Source organism: Streptomyces sp. NPDC003393, assembly GCF_053589015.1.
The window spans coordinates 252,969-270,441 of the sequence record NZ_JBSFRB010000007.1; the positions used below are offsets into that span (position 1 = coordinate 252,969).

Annotated in this window: 15 protein-coding genes; 11 read left to right on the forward strand and 4 right to left on the reverse strand. The window is 72.9% G+C overall.

Annotated features, from left to right (window positions below):
* Positions 1-19: 19 nt before the first annotated feature.
* Entirely contained in the window at positions 20-1,429 is a 1,410-nt protein-coding gene (radA, locus tag ACWDUZ_RS10545) for a DNA repair protein RadA (protein WP_451631414.1), read from the reverse strand.
* Positions 1,430-1,604: 175 nt separating this feature from the next.
* On the opposite strand from radA, the gene ACWDUZ_RS10550 reads away from it, so the two are divergent.
* Positions 1,605-3,479, forward strand: coding sequence for a BACON domain-containing protein (locus ACWDUZ_RS10550; protein WP_451631415.1), 1,875 nt, complete (start codon positions 1,605-1,607; stop codon positions 3,477-3,479).
* 79 nt (positions 3,480-3,558) lie between these two features.
* Here the strand turns inward: ACWDUZ_RS10550 and ACWDUZ_RS10555 are convergent, their stop codons facing one another.
* Positions 3,559-4,413 carry a hypothetical protein gene (locus ACWDUZ_RS10555; protein ID WP_451631416.1) on the reverse strand — a complete coding sequence of 285 codons (855 nt, stop codon included), beginning with the start codon at positions 4,411-4,413 and terminating at the stop codon, positions 3,559-3,561.
* A gap of 145 nt (positions 4,414-4,558) precedes the next feature.
* On the opposite strand from ACWDUZ_RS10555, the gene ACWDUZ_RS10560 reads away from it, so the two are divergent.
* The 4 genes from ACWDUZ_RS10560 (at position 4,559) to ilvD (ending at position 9,133) form a co-directional block, all read left to right on the forward strand.
* Positions 4,559-5,491: a Ppx/GppA phosphatase family protein gene (locus ACWDUZ_RS10560; protein WP_451631417.1), complete on the forward strand. Its 933-nt coding sequence runs from the start codon at positions 4,559-4,561 to the stop codon at positions 5,489-5,491.
* A gap of 125 nt (positions 5,492-5,616) precedes the next feature.
* Positions 5,617-6,441 carry a sugar phosphate isomerase/epimerase family protein gene (locus tag ACWDUZ_RS10565; protein WP_451631418.1) on the forward strand — a complete coding sequence of 275 codons (825 nt, stop codon included), beginning with the start codon at positions 5,617-5,619 and terminating at the stop codon, positions 6,439-6,441.
* Positions 6,438-7,094: a TetR/AcrR family transcriptional regulator gene (locus ACWDUZ_RS10570; RefSeq protein ID WP_451631419.1), complete on the forward strand. Its 657-nt coding sequence runs from the start codon at positions 6,438-6,440 to the stop codon at positions 7,092-7,094. The genes ACWDUZ_RS10565 and ACWDUZ_RS10570 overlap by 4 nt, the downstream gene beginning before the upstream one ends.
* A gap of 185 nt (positions 7,095-7,279) precedes the next feature.
* Entirely contained in the window at positions 7,280-9,133 is a 1,854-nt protein-coding gene (gene ilvD / locus ACWDUZ_RS10575) for a dihydroxy-acid dehydratase (RefSeq protein WP_451631420.1), read from the forward strand.
* A 57-nt stretch (positions 9,134-9,190) separates the two neighbouring features.
* Here ilvD and ACWDUZ_RS10580 read toward each other — a convergent pair whose 3' ends face one another.
* The gene (locus ACWDUZ_RS10580) at positions 9,191-11,293 is read right to left on the reverse strand and encodes a serine/threonine-protein kinase (RefSeq protein WP_451631421.1); all 2,103 of its coding nucleotides are present in this window, start codon (positions 11,291-11,293) and stop codon (positions 9,191-9,193) included.
* A gap of 181 nt (positions 11,294-11,474) precedes the next feature.
* Between ACWDUZ_RS10580 and ACWDUZ_RS10585 the strand changes: the two genes are divergently transcribed.
* The 6 genes from ACWDUZ_RS10585 (at position 11,475) to proC (ending at position 15,817) form a co-directional block, all read left to right on the forward strand.
* Entirely contained in the window at positions 11,475-11,783 is a 309-nt protein-coding gene (locus tag ACWDUZ_RS10585; protein WP_451631422.1) for an SH3 domain-containing protein, read from the forward strand.
* A gap of 43 nt (positions 11,784-11,826) precedes the next feature.
* Positions 11,827-12,348 carry an EamA/RhaT family transporter gene (locus tag ACWDUZ_RS10590; protein WP_451631423.1) on the forward strand — a complete coding sequence of 174 codons (522 nt, stop codon included), beginning with the start codon at positions 11,827-11,829 and terminating at the stop codon, positions 12,346-12,348.
* Between the two features lie 65 nt (positions 12,349-12,413).
* Positions 12,414-13,262, forward strand: coding sequence for a class I SAM-dependent methyltransferase (locus tag ACWDUZ_RS10595; protein WP_451631424.1), 849 nt, complete (start codon positions 12,414-12,416; stop codon positions 13,260-13,262).
* A 60-nt stretch (positions 13,263-13,322) separates the two neighbouring features.
* Complete coding sequence (locus ACWDUZ_RS10600; RefSeq protein ID WP_451631425.1) at positions 13,323-14,138, forward strand: ABC transporter ATP-binding protein; 816 nt, start codon at positions 13,323-13,325, stop codon at positions 14,136-14,138.
* Complete coding sequence (locus ACWDUZ_RS10605; protein WP_451631426.1) at positions 14,135-14,911, forward strand: ABC transporter permease; 777 nt, start codon at positions 14,135-14,137, stop codon at positions 14,909-14,911. The genes ACWDUZ_RS10600 and ACWDUZ_RS10605 overlap by 4 nt, the downstream gene beginning before the upstream one ends.
* 96 nt (positions 14,912-15,007) lie before the next feature.
* Positions 15,008-15,817 carry a pyrroline-5-carboxylate reductase gene (gene proC / locus ACWDUZ_RS10610; protein ID WP_451631427.1) on the forward strand — a complete coding sequence of 270 codons (810 nt, stop codon included), beginning with the start codon at positions 15,008-15,010 and terminating at the stop codon, positions 15,815-15,817.
* Positions 15,818-15,874: 57 nt separating this feature from the next.
* On the opposite strand, the gene trpS is transcribed toward proC, so the two are convergent.
* Complete coding sequence (gene trpS, locus ACWDUZ_RS10615) at positions 15,875-16,870, reverse strand: tryptophan--tRNA ligase (protein WP_451631428.1); 996 nt, start codon at positions 16,868-16,870, stop codon at positions 15,875-15,877.
* Between the last annotated feature and the right edge of the window lie 603 nt (positions 16,871-17,473).

The following is a 17,473-nucleotide window of genomic DNA, read 5'->3' on the forward strand; positions in this document are numbered from 1 at the left end:
GGCGAGACCAGGGCAAAGTCTACCGGCGGTCCTCCTGCTCCCGTGGGGCCTCCCGGTGACGCGAACGCGGCAGGACCCGCAGCGCGTCCCCTATGTCGGCCACTTCCAGGACCTTCATGCCCGACGGGATCTTGCCCGGGTCGCCCGGCACCAGGGCGTGCGTGAAGCCGAGGCGATGGGCTTCCGCGAGGCGGCGCTGCACGCCCGTGACCCGCCTGACCTCGCCCGCCAGGCCCACCTCGCCGATCGCGACGAGATTCTTCGGCAGCGGTGTGTCGCTCGCCGCGGACGCCAGCGCGAGGGCGACGGCGAGGTCGGCGGCCGGTTCGGACAGCTTCACCCCGCCGACCGTCGCGGAGTAGATGTCCCGCTTGCCCAGCGCGCTGATCCGGCCCCGCTGCTCCAGCACGGCCAGCATCATCGAGACCCGGGAGGTCTCCAGGCCCGACGTGGTACGGCGCGGGGAGGGGATCTGGGAGTCGACGGTGAGCGCCTGGACCTCGGCGACCAGCGGGCGGCGGCCCTCCAGGGTCACCGTCAGGCAGGTGCCCGGCACCGGCTCGTCGCGGCGGGTCAGGAACAGGCCGCTGGGATCGGCGAGGCCCGTGATCCCCTCGTCGTGCAGCTCGAAGCAGCCCACCTCGTCCGTCGCGCCGTAGCGGTTCTTCACCCCTCGGACCAGGCGCAGGCGCGCGTGCCGGTCGCCCTCGAAGTGCAGCACCACGTCCACCAGGTGCTCCAGCAGGCGCGGGCCCGCGATCGCACCGTCCTTGGTGACATGGCCCACGAGCAGGGTGGACATCCCGCGCTCCTTGGAGGCGCGGATCAGCGCTCCCGCCACCTCCCGCACCTGCGCCATGCCGCCGGGCGCGCCGTCGATCTCCGGGGAGGCCACGGTCTGCACCGAGTCCAGGACGAGCAGCGAGGGCTTCACCGCGTCCAGATGGCCCAGGACGGCGGCCAGGTCGGTCTCGGCGGCCAGGTACAGATGGTCGTCGATGGCGCCGATGCGGTCGGCGCGCAGCCGGACCTGGCTCGCGGACTCCTCGCCCGTGACGTACAGCGTGCGGTGCTCGTCGCTCGCGGCCTTCGCGGCCACGTCCAGCAGCAGCGTGGACTTGCCGACGCCCGGCTCGCCCGCGAGGAGGACGACGGCGCCGGGCACGAGCCCACCGCCGAGGACGCGGTCGAGTTCGGGCACGCCGGTGGAGCGGGCGGTGGCCCGGCGGCCGTCCACCTGGCCGATGGGCAGGGCCGACGTGGTGACGCGGCCGGGTGTGGTCGTACGGACCGCGGGCGCGCCGTACTCCTCGATCGTGCCCCAGGCCTGGCACTCGGGGCAGCGGCCGAGCCACTTGGCCGTCTGCCAGCCGCATTCGGTGCAGCGGTAGGACGGGCGGTCCTTGGTGGTCTTCGTACGGGCAGCCATGCGGGAAACCGTAACCGCAGTCACTGACAGCCAGGGGCCCCGGCCGCCCCGGACGCGGCGCGCGGGACCGCGGAAGGTCCGTGCGCTCGTATGAGGGATCGTTTCACCCGTACGGATTAAAAGTGCGCAACGGGGAAGAACGGACGAAGCTTCGCCGCCTACGGTCGCACGGGTGATGAGCAGCAGTCCGGACACCTCGACCCGTACGACCGGTGCGCACCGGACGCACCGCGAGGCGCGCGACCGCGCTGCCGCGCGCGCACTGGCGCAGCATCCGCCCGCGCACTACGAGCCCCACCTCGACGGCCTGTTCACCTACTGCCTGTCCGTGCTGTGCGACCACGACGCGGCGATCGCCGCCCTCGCGGACGCGCTGGCGTTCGCCGAGCGGCGCGGTCAGCGCGTCGTGCCGAGCCCGCAGGACCGGCGGGCGTGGCTGTACGCGCTGGCCCGCTGGGCGTGCCTGCGCAAGCTGGCCGACGCCAAGCAGAAACGTCAGGGCACGCATGCCACGGGCCGCCACGCCGACGACGCCCGAGGCCCGGGCTCCCGGCAGGGCCCGGGCGCCGGGTCGGGCACAAGCCGTCGTCACGGCGCGGGCGGGCAGCAGCCGGCGGGCGCCGCGCGGCAGGGCACGAACGGGCGGCAGGCCACGGGCCGGACCGCCCCGGCCGCGTACCCCACCGCGGCTGCTTCCGAGGCGGTCCAGGAGCGGCGGCGGCGCGAACTGGCCCAGCTGGCCTGGCCGGAGGCCGCCGGCACCAGCCCCGAGCAGCGCGAGGCCCTCGAACTCGCGGTACGCCACCGCCTCGCCGGCCACGAGGTCGCCGCGGTCCTCGGCATGGACCTCGCCTCCGCCCGCGAACTGCTCGCCTCCGCGGCCTGCGAGGTGGAGCGCACCCGCGCCGCTCTCGCCGTCGTCGAGACCGGCGGCTGCCCGGGTGTCAGCGCGCTCACCGGGGACAGCCCCCTCGTGCTCAGCGCGGCGCTGCGGCGTGAGCTCGTCCGGCACGTCGACGACTGCCCGCGCTGCCGTCGTACCGCCGAGCGCGCGGTCCCGGGCCGGTGGCCCGGCGCGAGCGTCACGCCCGCGGAACTGCCCCTGCTTCCGGCCCCCCGCACGGCCCTGCACGTCGCCATGGCGCACCAGCCGCGCGCGCGGGGCGCCGCTCCGCGCTTCGACCGGCGCGGTTTCCCGATGGACCCCAAGGACCGCGCCGCCCGCCGGGACCGTCTGCGCGCGCGTGCCGTCACGACGACGGTGGTCGCCACGGTCGTCGCCGCGCCCGTACTGGCTCTGTGGGCCGCCTACCGGGGCACGCCGACCGGCGAGGGGCAGGGCGGACCGTCGGCCACCGCGCGCGAGGCCCGCGGCCCCGGCGCCCTGGCCGGTGAGGAGACCGGCGACGGCTACGAGAACGCGGGCAACGCGCGCCCCGGACCCGACGCCGGCTTCGACGGGGGCGCGCGACCCGATGTGTCCGTGGAGGTCGTCAGCGTCCGGGGTGCCGCCGGGCACAAGGCCGGCCACCTGACCGTCAGGGCCACCGGCGCCGGCGACACCACACTCGTCACCCTGACCGCCTCCGGTACGGCGCCGGTCCGCTGGTCGGCGACCACCAAAGCGCCCTGGCTCTACCTGAGCCGGGCGTCGGGCGCCCTGAGGCCCGGCGAGTCGTTGACGATCAAGGTGTACGTCGACCATCTGCGAGAGCCGTCAGGTCACTGGAGCGCGCGGGTGGCGATCGCACCCGCCGGAGCCGTGGTCTCCATCGACGGCTACGGCACGGCGCCCGGTCACTCCGCCCCGGCCACCACGCACCCGGCCGACCCGCCCCGGACCACCGCCCCGCGCCCGACGCCCACGCGCACGGCCCCCACGAGCCCCTCCAGCCCGACCCCGAGCGACCCCCCGCCCACACCGTCCGGTCCGACGTCCAGCACGACCCCGACCCCGACGGCCACCGGATCGTCCCCGTCCGGCCCGGACGGCCCCTCGCGGCCACCGGACGACGACGCCAACGGCGCGCCGAGCCCGTCGGACGCCTGACAAGGGCTGTGCCGCGATCCCCGGCGGGCGCGCGACGCCGGCCACGGCACCTCGCCGCGCTGCCGGAATCCCGGGAGACTCAGGCGGGATCCGCCGGGTGCGGTGCCGACAGCGGCCGCCCCGAGGCCAGCCGTTCCTCGCACAGCTCGACCAGGCGGTCGTAGCCGGCCTTGCCCATCAGCTCGGTCAGCTCGGCCCGGTAGGAGACGTACACGGGCTCGCCCGCGCCGTGCGCCGACGTTGCCGAGGTGCACCACCAGTGCAGGTCGTGGCCGCCGGGACCCCAGCCCCGGCGGTCGTACTCACCGATCGACACCTGGAGCACCCGTGTGTCGTCGGGGCGGTCGATCCACTCGAAGGTCCGCCGGATCGGCAGCTGCCAACACACGTCCGGCTTGGTCTCCAGCGGCTCGCGCCCTTCCCTCAGCGCCAGGATGTGCAGCGAGCAGCCCATGCCGCCCGGGAAACCGGGCCGGTTCTGGAAGATGCACGACCCCTGGAAGGGGCGGGTCTGCCGGGAACCCTCCTCGTCCTCGGTCACCCAGCCGTTCTTCGTGCCCTCGGCGTGGTTCTGCCAGATGTCCGGTGTGAGCCTGGCCACATGCTCGGCGACGCGCTGCTCGTCGTCCTCGTCGGAGAAGTGGGCGCCCAGCGTGCAGCACCCGTCGTCCGCGCGGCCCTCCTGGATGCCCTGGCAGCCGCTGCCGAAGATGCAGTTCCAACGAGAGGTCAGCCAGGTCAGATCACAGCGGAAGACCTGTTCGTCGTCCGCCGGATCCGGGAACTCCACCCACGCCCGTGCGAAGTCCAGCCCCTTCTCGTCGGGCTCCGAGTGCTTCTTCCGCTTCGGCTCCGGCAGCACGGCTTCCGCCGCCTTCCCCGGGCTCGCGGAGGCCGCCGATTTATCGGTCTTCGCCTTTTTCGTCTTTGGCACGCGTCCAGAGTAAGTCGCCCGGCCCCGACGCCGGGACCGCCGGGGACCGGACACCGGGGACGGACCCGGACCAGGCACCCCCGCGGCGGAACCGGACCGGGCATCCGGGGTAGAGCGCGGCGCCGGTGGCAGTAGCGTGCCGTACATGAGACTCGGTGTCCTCGACGTGGGTTCCAACACGGTGCATCTGCTGGTGGTCGACGCGCACCCCGGCGCACGCCCGCTGCCCGCGCACTCGCACAAGGTGGAGCTGCGGCTCGCCCAACTCCTCGACGAGGAGGGCGCGATCGGCTCCGAGGGCGTCGACAGACTGACCGCCGTGGTCCAGGACGCGCTCCAGGCCGCCGAGGACAAGGGCGTGGAGGACCTGCTGCCGTTCGCGACCTCCGCCGTGCGGGAGGCCGGGAACGCCGACGACGTCCTCGCGCGCGTGCGGGCCGAGACCGGCGTCGAGCTCCAGGTGCTCAGCGGCGAGGAGGAGGCACGCCTCACCTTCCTCGCCGCCCGCCGCTGGTTCGGCTGGTCCGCCGGGAAGCTGCTGGTCCTGGACATCGGCGGCGGCTCACTGGAGATCGCGTACGGCATCGACGAGGACCCCGACGCGGCCGTGTCGCTGCCGCTCGGCGCGGGCCGCCTCACCGCCGGCCGGCTGCACGGCGACCCGCCCGACCCCGAGGACGTCAGGGCGCTGCGCCGCCATGTGCGCGCGGAGATCGCGCGGACGGTCGGCGAGTTCAGCCGCTTCGGGGCCCCGGACCACGTCGTCGCCACCTCCAAGACCTTCCGCCAGCTCGCCCGCATCGCCGGGGCGGCGCGCTCCGCCGAGGGCCTCTACGTCCAGCGCGAGCTGAAGCGGGAGTCCCTGGAGGCGTGGGTGCCGCGCCTGGCCGCCATGACGACGGAGGAGCGCGCCGAGCTGCCCGGGGTCTCCGACGACCGCGCGAGCCAGCTGCTGGCCGGCGCCCTGGTCGCCGAGGGCGCGATGGACCTCTTCGGCGTGGAACGCCTGGAGATCTGCCCCTGGGCGCTGCGCGAGGGAGTGATCCTCCGGCGCCTGGATCACATGGGGTCGGCGTAGAGCCCGGGGCGGCAGAGCGGCCGGGGGCGGCGGGGCGGCAGGAGACGGGTCCGGTTTCGAGACATACGCCTCACCGGCGAGCGGGCACCCCGCGTCACCCAACCGCACCCCGTAACCTGTCCATCGTGGTGGAACCCGTCGTGCGCATCCCGGAAGCGAAGGTCGCCCTGTCGACGGCCTCCGTGTATCCGGAGTCGACGGCGACGGCCTTCGAGATCGCCGCGCGCCTCGGCTACGACGGCGTCGAGGTGATGGTGTGGACCGACCCGGTCAGCCAGGACATCGACGCGCTGCGCAGGCTCAGCGACTACCACGGGATACCGATCCTCGCCGTGCACGCCCCCTGTCTGCTGATCACCCAGCGGGTGTGGTCGACCGACCCCTGGGCCAAGCTCCAGCGCGCCCGGGCGGCCGCGGAGAAGCTCGGCGCGAGCACCGTCGTCGTCCACCCGCCGTTCCGCTGGCAGCGCCAGTACGCCCGTGACTTCGTGACCGGGATCTGGCGGATGGCGAACGAGACGGATGTGCGGTTCGCCGTGGAGAACATGTACCCGTGGCGCTACCGCGACCGCGAGATGCTCGCCTACGCCCCCGACTGGGACGTCACGAAGGACGACTACCGCCACTTCACGATCGACCTCAGCCACGCGGCCACGGCCCGCACCGACGCGCTGCGGATGGCCGAGCGGATGGGCGACCGCCTCGGCCACATCCACCTCGCCGACGGCAAGGGCTCGGCGAAGGACGAGCACCTCGTGCCCGGTCGCGGCAACCAGCCCTGCGCCGAACTGCTGGAACGTCTCGCCGCCACCGGTTTCGACGGCCATGTCGTCATCGAGGTCAACACCCGCCGCGCCATGTCCGGCGCGGAGCGCGAGTCCGACCTCGCCGAGGCCCTGGCCTTCACCCGGCTGCACCTGACCTCGACCGTGCGGGTGCCCCGGCGATGACCGACACGACCAGCCGGGACCCCGGCTCCACCGGCCCCGGATCCGGCACGGCCGGCCGGAGCGGCCGGGGCCGTGGGCGCCCGAGGCGGGAGGAGGCGGGGGACACCCGCGACCGCATCCTGACCGCGGCGCGCGAGGAGTTCTCCGAGCGGGGCTACGAGAAGACGTCCGTGCGCGGCATCGCCAAGGCCGCCGGAGTCGACTCGGCCCTGGTCCACCACTATTTCGGCACCAAGGAGCAGGTGTTCGAGGCGGCGATCGAGGTGGCCTTCGCGCCCGCCCTGAGCGCGTCGCACATGATCGCCGACGGCCCGCTGGAGGGGGTCGGTGAACGCCTGACCCGCTACTTCTTCGGCATCTGGGAGAACCCCACCACCCGCACGCCCCTGCTGGCGATCGTCCGTTCCGCGATGAACAACGACACCGCGGCCGCGGTCTTCCGCCGTCTGGTCGCCTCCCAGCTGCTGCGCCGCATCGCCGGCCGGCTCGAGCAGCCGGACGCGGAGCTGAGCGCCGAACTGGCGGCGGCGCAGCTGGTGGGGTGCGCGATGCTGCGGTACGTGATCAGGCTGGAGCCGCTGGCGTCGGCGGACGTGGAGCAGATCATCGCCCGGGTGGCACCGGTCGTGGAGAGACACTTCACGGGCCGGTGACCCGGCCGGGGCGGGCCGGCCCGCCCGAGACACGCGTCCCGCATTCCGGACAGTGTGTCCCGCCCCGTGGATGACCGGCGTACGCTCGACCCCGTCAGAACTCTGCCGCGATGGCATGCCGTCCCACGGCCCGCCGGCCTCCCGGCAGGACCCTGAGGCAGAACCCTTCGAAGGAGCGAGCGACGATGCCCGAGCTGAGGTCCCGCACAGTCACCCACGGCCGCAACATGGCGGGCGCTCGCGCCCTTATGCGCGCCTCCGGTGTACCCGGTGCGGACATCGGCCGGAAGCCGATCGTCGCCATCGCCAACAGCTTCACCGAGTTCGTGCCCGGCCACACCCACCTGGCGCCGGTCGGCCGGATCGTCAGCGAGGCGGTCAGGGAGGCGGGCGGCATCCCGCGCGAGTTCAACACCATCGCGGTCGACGACGGCATCGCGATGGGCCACGGCGGCATGCTGTACTCGCTGCCCTCCCGGGACCTGATCGCCGACAGCGTCGAGTACATGGTCGAGGCCCACTGCGCCGATGCCCTGGTCTGCATCTCCAACTGCGACAAGATCACACCGGGCATGCTGATGGCGGCCCTGCGCCTGAACATCCCGACGGTCTTCGTCTCCGGCGGCCCCATGGAGTCCGGCCGCGCCACCCTGGTCGACGGCACCGTCCGCACCCTCGACCTGGTCGACGCGATGTCCGAAGCCGTCAACGACAAGATCTCCGACGAGGACATCCTCCGCATCGAGGAGAACGCCTGCCCGACCTGCGGCAGTTGTTCGGGCATGTTCACCGCCAACTCGATGAACTGCCTGACCGAGGCGATCGGCCTCTCCCTGCCGGGCAACGGTTCGGTCCTCGCCACCCACACCGCGCGCAAGCGGCTCTACGTCGACGCGGCCCACACGGTCATGGACCTCACCCGCCGCTACTACGAGCAGGACGACGACACGGTCCTGCCGCGCTCCGTCGCCACCTTCCAGGCCTTCGAGAACGCGATGGCCCTGGACATCGCGATGGGCGGCTCCACGAACACGATCCTGCACCTGCTGGCGGCGGCCCAGGAAGCGGGCGTCCCCTTCGGTCTGGAGCAGATCGACGCGGTCTCCCGCCGGGTCCCGTGCCTGGCGAAGGTCGCGCCCAACGTCGCCAAGAACCGCACGTACTACATGGAGGACGTGCACCGGGCCGGCGGCATCCCCGCCCTGCTCGGTGAACTGCACCGCGCGGGCCTGCTCAACGAGGACGTGCACGCGGTGCACAGCCCGTCCCTGGCGGACTGGCTGAAGACCTGGGACGTCCGCGGCGGCTCCCCGTCCGCCGAGGCGGTGGAACTGTGGCACGCGGCGCCCGGGTGCGAGAGGTCCGCCGAGGCCTTCTCCCAGTCGGAGCGCTGGGAGGCCCTGGACGAGGACGCCGAGAACGGCTGCATCCGCAGCGTCGAGCACGCGTACTCGAAGGACGGCGGCCTGGCCGTGCTCAAGGGCAACCTGGCCGTCGACGGCTGCGTGGTGAAGACGGCCGGCGTCGACGAGTCGATCTGGACCTTCGAGGGCCCGGCGGTCGTCTGCGAGTCGCAGGAGGAGGCCGTCCAGAAGATCCTCACCCAGCAGGTCAAGGAGGGCGACGTCGTCGTCATCCGTTACGAGGGCCCCAAGGGCGGCCCCGGCATGCAGGAGATGCTCTACCCGACCTCGTACCTGAAGGGCCGCGGCCTGGGCAAGGTGTGCGCCCTGGTCACCGACGGCCGGTTCTCCGGCGGCACCTCGGGCCTGTCCATCGGCCACGCCTCGCCCGAAGCGGCCTCCGGCGGCACGATCGCACTCGTCGAGGACGGCGACCGCATCCGCATCGACATCCCGGGCCGCACCATCGAACTCCTGGTGGACGAGCAGGAACTCGCCCGTCGCGAGCAGGCCCTGAACGGCACCTACGCCCCCCGGAACCGCGACCGCAAGATCTCCGCCGCCCTGCGCGCCTACGCCGCGATGGCGACCAGCGCGGACAAGGGCGCGGTCCGGGACGTGACCAAGCTCGGCTGACCACCGCCGACCCGGTGGAAAGGGCCGCCCCCTCACGGGGGTGGCCCTTTCCGCACGTCACCAGCTCGCCGGACTGCGCCCGTCCACGGCGAAGACGGTGCCGTCGGGCGCGCCGGCGTAGACGTGACCGCCGGCGAGGACGGGCTCGGGAACGGAGGGCGCGACGCGATCGGCGTGGGCGCCGAGCCGTGCGGGCGTCTGGCCGACCAGCGCCCCCGTGCGGGCGTCCACGGCGAGCAGCCGACCGTCGGCCGACGAGATGTACACGTGGCGGCCGTCGGCGACCGGTGCGGAACCGCGGCTCAAGGACGTCTCCAGAGACCACAGGTGCTTGCCCGCCTCCATGTCGACGGCCGCCAGCGAGCCACCGGCCGCCAACAGGTAGACCACGTCCGCGTGCACGGTCGCATGGGCCAGCTGGAGCGGAACCGGCAGCGTGACCCGTCGCGTGGACCCGGACGCCGGGGAGTAGCGGACGACAGCGCGTGTGTCGTCGTAGACGCTGCCGACCGACTGGAAGAGGACGGAGCCACCGCTCGCACCGAACGGCCGCAGGGCGCCGTCCAGCCGGGCCGCCCAGCGGACGTCACCCGTCTCGGGGTCGACGGCGGTCACCCGTGTGCTCGCCCGGTCGCTCGACACGTTCGCCGCGTACGCCAGCGGGTCCCCGGCGAACGAGCTGAAGTACGCGGCCCGCTGGCCCGGGATGCGCCTGCTCCACTTGATGGCGCCGGAGGTGCTGTCCATCCCGGTCACGGTGCCGTCGGCGGCGGTCAGCAGCAGCATGTCCCCGACGAACCGGATCGCCTCGTACGCCGGAACGTCGCGCACGGCACGGACCTTGCCGGAGGCGGGATCGAGCGCCTGAAGCCGGCGGCTGCGGGTCGCCGGCGGCTGCACGAGACCGCCCGACATCAGCGGAGCCCGGCTCGTCGCCGCCTTCGCGACGGTGCGCCGCCACAGCAGCCGGCCGTCCACGGGATCGAGGGCGAAGACCGCGCCCGACTGCGCGCACACCAATCTGCCGACACCGTAGGAGCAGTGAGGTGTACCGCCGGTCCGGGACACCGGCCGGCTCACCCAGGGAGCGAACGCGGCCGAGGCCGTCGGCGCCCGGTCGGACCTCGGCGCGGCACCGCGGCCGGCCTCGAAGAGCTCGACCGAGGTCAGCGCGCCCCCCAGGACCAGGCCGAACGCTCCGGCGGCGATCGCCAGCCGCTTGCCCCGCCGCCGCCCGGGCGGCTGTGCCGGCTCGGCGGCGCGGGACCGCACGGCCGGCACGGCGGCCTCACCCGCGCGTTGTTCCGGTATGAACGCCTGGGTGTCGTACGACGCCGCCACCGAGCGCAGTTCCCGCATCAGCTCGCCCGGTGTGGGCCGGTCGTCGGGTTCCTTGGCCAGGCAGCTCCGGACGAGCGGCGCGAGATGCTCGGGTACGCCCGTCAGGTCCGGTTCGTCGTGCACCACCTGGTAGGCGACGACGTACGGGCTGTCGGAGTCGAACGGTCCGCGTCCTGTCGCGGCGTGCACCAGCAGGGACCCGAGCGCGAAGACGTCCGCCGCGGGGCCCACCTCCCGCGGTCGCCGGAACTGCTCGGGAGCCATGAACGGTGGCGTCCCGATCAGCTTCCCCGTCTCCGTGCGCAGTTCGCTGTCCTTCGGCCGCGAGATGCCGAAGTCGATGACCTTCGGCCCGTCCTCGGCGAGCAGAACGTTGCTCGGCTTGAGGTCCCGGTGCACGACACCGACCCGGTGGATGTCGCGCAGCGCCTCGGCGAGTCCGGCCATCAGCCGACGCAACTGGGCGGAGTCCATGGGGCCGTTCCGCTTCACATGCTCGGCCAGCGACGGCCCGGCGATGAACAGCGTCGCCATCCAGGGTCGTTCGGCGTCCGGGTCGGCGTCGACGACCGACGCCGTGAAGGCGCCGCTCACCCTGCGGGCCGCCGCCACCTCCTGCCGGAAACGGCCTCTGAACTCCGGGTCCCTCGCGAATTCGGCGTGCACGACCTTCACCGCGAGCTTCATCCCGGAGGTACTGCGGGCCAGGTGCACGACACCCATGCCACCGGAACCCAGCCGCGACTCCAGACGGTAGTGACCGGCGTACTCCGGAAGTTCCGGTTCCGCGCCGGTTCCGGTGGCGCGCCGTGGCGTCATGGGATCACCCCCGTGCTGTTCGTCCCGCGCGCGACCCACCGACCCTAGTCGATGACTCGTACGGGACCGAGGCGGCTTGCTAGCCTCCGCGTGCGAGTCGCGAACGTGTGCTCCACGGCGCGTTCCGTGGCGACAACGCCCGCCCCACGGCAGTCGTGGGGCTCGACGGGGGAGGTACCTCATGTCCGCTGACCACACCGAAGACGCGACCGGCCGGGAGGCACCGGAGACTGCCGCGGCCGTGCACTACTACCCGGTCGCTCCGGGCGTCCGCCTCAATGTCCGCAGCGGTCCCGGTACGGGCTACGGCATCGTCCGCGTCCTGCCCGAGGGCGCCAAGGTCCCGATCTTCTGCCAGCGGCCCGGGACGACGGTGACCGGCCGGTACGGCACGTCGAACATCTGGGACAACATCGACGACGGCCAGTACGTCTCCGACACCTATGTGCTCACCGGCAGCGACGGCTACGTGGCCCCCCGCTGCGGCTGAGCCCGCCCCGAGCCCGCGGCCGCGCCGGAGCCATAATCGTCCCGTGAGCGACGAGAACGGCACCCCGGACACCACCGCGGGCTCCAGGGGGCCCGCCGGCTCCGGCGGCCCCCGGCCCGAGCCCCTGCGCTTCTTCGGCACCAGCTGGGTGCACCACGACGACGGGTACGCGGTGCGCCGCGCGGGCGTCGCCGTCGGCTCGCTGCTGGCCGCCGCGGCCGCGTGCTTCGTGCTCCGCTTCGCCTACGAGGGGCTCCAGATCGCCGGCTCCGGAGCCTTCGTCACGCTGCTGGTCGTCGTCATGTTCGCCGTGTGCAGCGCGCTCGCCTTCCGGCACACCTGGGACGGCTTCACCGAGCGGCCCGACCCCGAGCGCCATTCCTCCCTGCGCGGCCTGCTCGCCATCGGCTTCATCGGCTCCCTGCTCGCCTACTTCTTCCGCTCCCTCACCGAGGCCCCCGGCGAGGGCCTGCACCGACAGGAGTACCAGGAGGCCCGCGAGCGTCACGAACGCCGGACCGGGCGACGCTCGGGCAGCCCGTCGAAGAAGCGCCGCCGCTCCTGAGCGGCCCGCCCGCGAGAGGCGCGGCCCGCTCACACCCGCCCGCGCCGCCGTCGGATCATGGGCGTATGACCGCGTCTCCGTCGCCCCAGTCCGCCCCGTCGCCCAGGGTGCCGTCGTCGTCTCCGGCATCGTCGCCGCCCGGGCACGGCTCCGGGCCCCTCCACTCCGCCCGGGCCCGTTCCTTCAACGCCGCCGCCGCCCAGTACGCCGCCAACCGGCCCTCCTACCCGCCCGCGCTTCTCGACGCCGTCGAGGAACTGGCCGGCCGCCCCCTCGCCGGTGCGCGCGCCGCGGACATCGGCGCCGGTACGGGCATCGCGACCGCCCTCCTGCACGAGCGCGGTGCCGGGGTGCTGGCCGTCGAACCCGGTGAGGGCATGGCCGCCCAGTTCCGCCGCTCTCACCCCCGCATCCCGATCGTGCGCGGCAACGGCGACGCCCTCCCGCTGGCCGACGCCTCCGCCGACCTCCTCACCTACGCCCAGGCCTGGCACTGGACCGACCCCGCCCGGTCCGTGCCGGAGGCCCTGCGCGTCCTGCGCCCCGGCGGCGCGCTCGCGCTGTGGTGGAACACCGAGGCCCTCGACATCGAGTGGATCGCCGAGGCGGGCCGCCGCGTCGGCGACCACTTCGGCATCGACGTCCCCGCCGAGAAACAGCGCGCCGCCCGCGTCGAACTGGCCGACCCCAGCGGCCGCCTCGACTTCACCCGCCGCACGGTGCGCTGGAGCCGCCGCGTCTCCCTCGACACCCACCTCGCCAACCTCGCCAGCCACTCGGTCTTCCTGGTCTGCCCCGAGGAACGCAAGACCGCCTTCCTCACCGCCGAGCGCGACCACCTGCTGAACGTCTTTCCCGACGGCGTCGTCGAGGAGACCTACGACGTCCTGCTCCTCGTCGCCACCAAGCCCTGACCCGCCATCACCTCCACGGCACCCCTTGACGGGGGTGCCGTGACGCGCATTAATCATCGAATGGTGAATAATTCTGACGACCCCTCCAGTCCACCGGACGCGCACCACCACGCCGGCCACGCCGTCCACGCGGAAGGCCTCACCGCCGTCCGCGCCCGCCGCACCGTCCTGCACGGCCTGGACTTCACCGTCCCCCGCGGACGGATCACCGGCCTGCTCGGCCCCTCCGGCTGCGGCAAGTCGACCCTGATGCGCGCCATCGTCGGCACCCAGGCCAGCGTCACCGGCACCCTGGACGTCCTCGGCCTCCCGGCCGGCCACCCCGCCCTGCGCACCCGTATCGGCTACGTCACCCAGCACCCCTCCGTCTACGACGACCTGACCGTCCGCCAGAACCTCGACTACTTCTCCGCCGTCCTCGACCCGGGCCACGCAGCGGCCGAACGCCGGCACGACAACGTGACCCGAGCCATCGCCGACGTCGACCTCACCAGCCACGCCGAGGCCCTCGCCGGCAACCTCTCCGGCGGCCAGCGCAGCCGCGTCTCCCTCGCCGTCGCCCTCCTCGGCACCCCCGAACTGCTCGTCCTCGACGAACCCACGGTCGGCCTCGACCCCGTGCTGCGCCGCGATCTGTGGAACCTCTTCCACGACATCGCCGCCACCCGCGGCACCACTCTCCTCGTCTCCTCCCACGTCATGGACGAGGCCGAGCGCTGCCACCGCCTCCTGCTCATGCGCGAGGGCCGCATCCTCGCCGAGGACACCCCGCAGGCGCTCCGCACCCGCACCGGCACCGAGACCGTCGAAGCGGCCTTCCTGCACCTGGTGGACGAGGCGGTCGCCGCAGGCCGCGCCAAGGAGACAGCACGATGACCGGCACCACCCCCGCCCCCGCCGCGACCCGCGCCCTCGGCGCCGCCCGCACCACCGCCACCGCCGCCCGCGTCCTGCGCCAGCTCCGCCACGACCCCCGCACCATCGCTCTGATGCTGCTGGTCCCCTGCGTCATGCTGGTCCTGCTGCGCTACGTCTTCGACAGCAGCCCGCGCACCTTCGACAGCATCGGCGCCTCGCTGCTCGGCATCTTCCCGCTCATCACGATGTTCCTCGTGACCTCGATCGCCACCCTGCGCGAGCGCACCTCCGGCACCCTCGAACGCCTCCTCGCCATGCCCCTCGGCAAGGGCGACCTCATCGCCGGCTACGCCCTCGCCTTCGGCGCCCTCGCGATCGTCCAGTCCGCCCTCGCCACCGGCCTGGCACTCTGGATCCTCGGCCTGAAGGTCACCGGCTCAGCATGGCTGCTCCTCCTGGTGGCCCTCCTCGACGCACTGCTCGGCACGGCCCTCGGCCTCTTCGTCTCCGCCTTCGCGGCCTCCGAGTTCCAGGCGGTCCAGTTCATGCCGGCCGTGATCTTCCCCCAGCTCCTGCTCTGCGGCCTGTTCACCCCGCGCTCCCGCATGCACCCCGTCCTGGAGGCCATCTCCGACGTCCTGCCCATGTCCTACGCCGTCGACGGCATGAACCAGGTCATGCGCCACACCGACGTGACGGCCACCTTCGTCCGGGACGTACTGGTCGTGGCCGGCTGCGCCCTGCTGGTCCTGGGCCTGGGAGCGGCGACCCTCCGGCGCCGCACCGCATAGCCCCGCGGCACACGGGCCCCGGCCGTCGCCCACCCCGCCGTTCCGCCTGACGGACAAACCCATCGCCCCGCGCAGCGCCGGTGCGAGGATGAGTCCATGAGCCAGAAAGTCGCAGTCCTGGGCACCGGCAAGATCGGCGAAGCCCTGCTCAGCGGAATGATCCGGGCCGGCTGGGCCCCCTCCGACCTCCTGGTCACCGCCCGCCGCCCCGAACGGGCCGAGGAACTCCGTGCCCGCTACGGAGTCACCCCGGTCACCAACCCGGAGGCAGCCAAGATTGCCGACACCCTGATCCTCACGGTCAAGCCGCAGGACATGGGCACCCTCCTCGACGAACTCACCCCCCACGTCCCCGGCGACCGCCTGGTCATCAGCGGAGCGGCGGGCATCCCCACCTCGTTCTTCGAGGAGCGCCTGGCTGCGGGCACCCCCGTCGTCCGGGTCATGACGAACACGCCCGCCCTCGTCGACGAGGCCATGTCCGTCATCTCCGCCGGCACCCACGCCACCGCCGGCCACCTCGCTTACGCCGAGGAGATCTTCGGCGCGGTCGGCAAGACGCTCCGCGTCCCCGAGTCCCAGCAGGACGCCTGCACGGCCCTCTCCGGTTCGGGTCCCGCGTACTTCTTCTACCTGGTCGAGGCCATGACCGACGCCGGGATTCTCCTCGGCCTGCCCCGCGACAAGGCCCACGAGCTGATCGTCCAGTCCGCCATCGGCGCCGCCGTGATGCTCCGCGACAGCGGGGAACACCCCGTGAAGCTCCGCGAGAACGTCACCTCCCCGGCCGGCACGACGATCAGCGCCATCCGTGAACTGGAGAACCACGGAGTGCGCGCCGCCCTCATCGCCGCGCTGGAAGCCGCCCGCGACCGCGGCCGCGAGCTGGCCTCCGGCAACAACTGACGCTCCGCGCCGGGCCCGGAAGGCGACCCCCTCCGGGCCCACCCCGACCGGGCTCCTTCAGGCGGGCAGCAGCCCGATCGCCCGGTACGCCGCGTCCACGGTCGGCCGCGCCATCTCCCTGGCCTTCTCCGCGCCGGCCCGCAACACCCCGTCCACGTATCCGGGATCCGCGCACAGCTCCCGGTGCCGCTCCTGCACCGGCCTGAGAGCTTCGACCACGGCCTCCGCGGTGTCCTTCTTCAAGGCGCCGTAGGACGCGTAGTCACCGCTCAGGGCCTCCGGGTCCCCGCCCACGCAGGCGGCCAGGATCTCCAGCAGGTTCGCGACGCCGGGCCGCTCCGGGCGGTCGTAGACGACGTCCTGACCGCTGTCGGTCACGGCCCGCATGATCTTCTTACGCACCACCTCCGGCTCGTCCAGCAGATAGACGATGCCCGGCCCGAAGTCGTCCGACTTCCCCATCTTCGACGTCGGGTCCTGCAGATTCATCACCCGCGCCGCCACCTTCGGGGCCGTCGCCCTCGGCACCACGAACGTGTGCCCGTACCGGTGGTTGAACCGCACCGCCAGATCGCGCGCAAGCTCCACGTGCTGCCTCTGGTCCTCGCCGACCGGCACCTCGTCCGTGCCGTACGCCAGGATGTCCGCGGCCATCAGCGCCGGATACGTCAGCAGCGACAGCCGCACGCTCCCGCCCCGCTGCTGCTCGCGCGGGGCCTTCTCCTTGTACTGGATCATCCGCCGCATCTCGCCGTCGGTGGCCACGCACTCCAGCAGGTAGGACAGCCGCGCGTGCTCGTCCACATGGCTCTGCACGAACACCGTGCACCGTCTGGGATCGAGCCCGGAAGCCAGCAGCAGAGTCGCCGCCTGCCGGCTGAGTCTGCGCACCCGCGCCGGATCGTGTTCCACGGTCAGCGCGTGCAGATCGACGACGCAGAACAAGGCGTCCGCCTGGTGCTGGTCCACCTCGGCCCACCGGCGCAGGGCGCCCAGGTAGTTCCCGAGCGTCAGGTGCCCGGTCGGCTTGATCCCGCTGAAAACCCGTGTCATCTCCACTCCATCTCCTGGTCGTGGCCGCCGTCCCCGGACGGCCGGCCCCAGGAGCCCTGAGGGAGAAACGAGAACGGCCGCCAGAGCGGCGGCCGTTGCATGCGTACGTGAGAGGCGGCCGCCGTCAGGCGGGCCACCACTGCCGGGTGTGCGTACGCGTGGTCATGGCGCCCAGGGTACGCCCACAGCGCCCCTCCGGCAGCGGGTTGACACAGCCCGGCGAGATCCGTACTGTTCTCCGGGTTGTCCGACGTGAGAGCCGACCTCGGTCGGTCCCCGGACAGCCACTCCGTAGGTACCAACCGCTACTCGACGACAGTCGTGCAATTCGTCTGCCGTCGTGTCGTCGGTATGCGCATTTACGGAATGAGGAATCCGCGTTCGAAAGGACGGGCCCCCGATTCGCTCGGGAGCAAGGAATCCGCTAAAGTCTCACTCGTCGGAACGGCCCAACGGCCGGGAGGACGAACCCCGCTGACCGGGGATCAGGCCGAAAAGGATCTGATAGAGTCGGGTCCGCCGGAAAGGGAAACGCGAGAGCGGGAACCTGGAAAGCACCGAGGAAATCGGGTCGAAAAGATCTGATAGAGTCGGAGACACCGA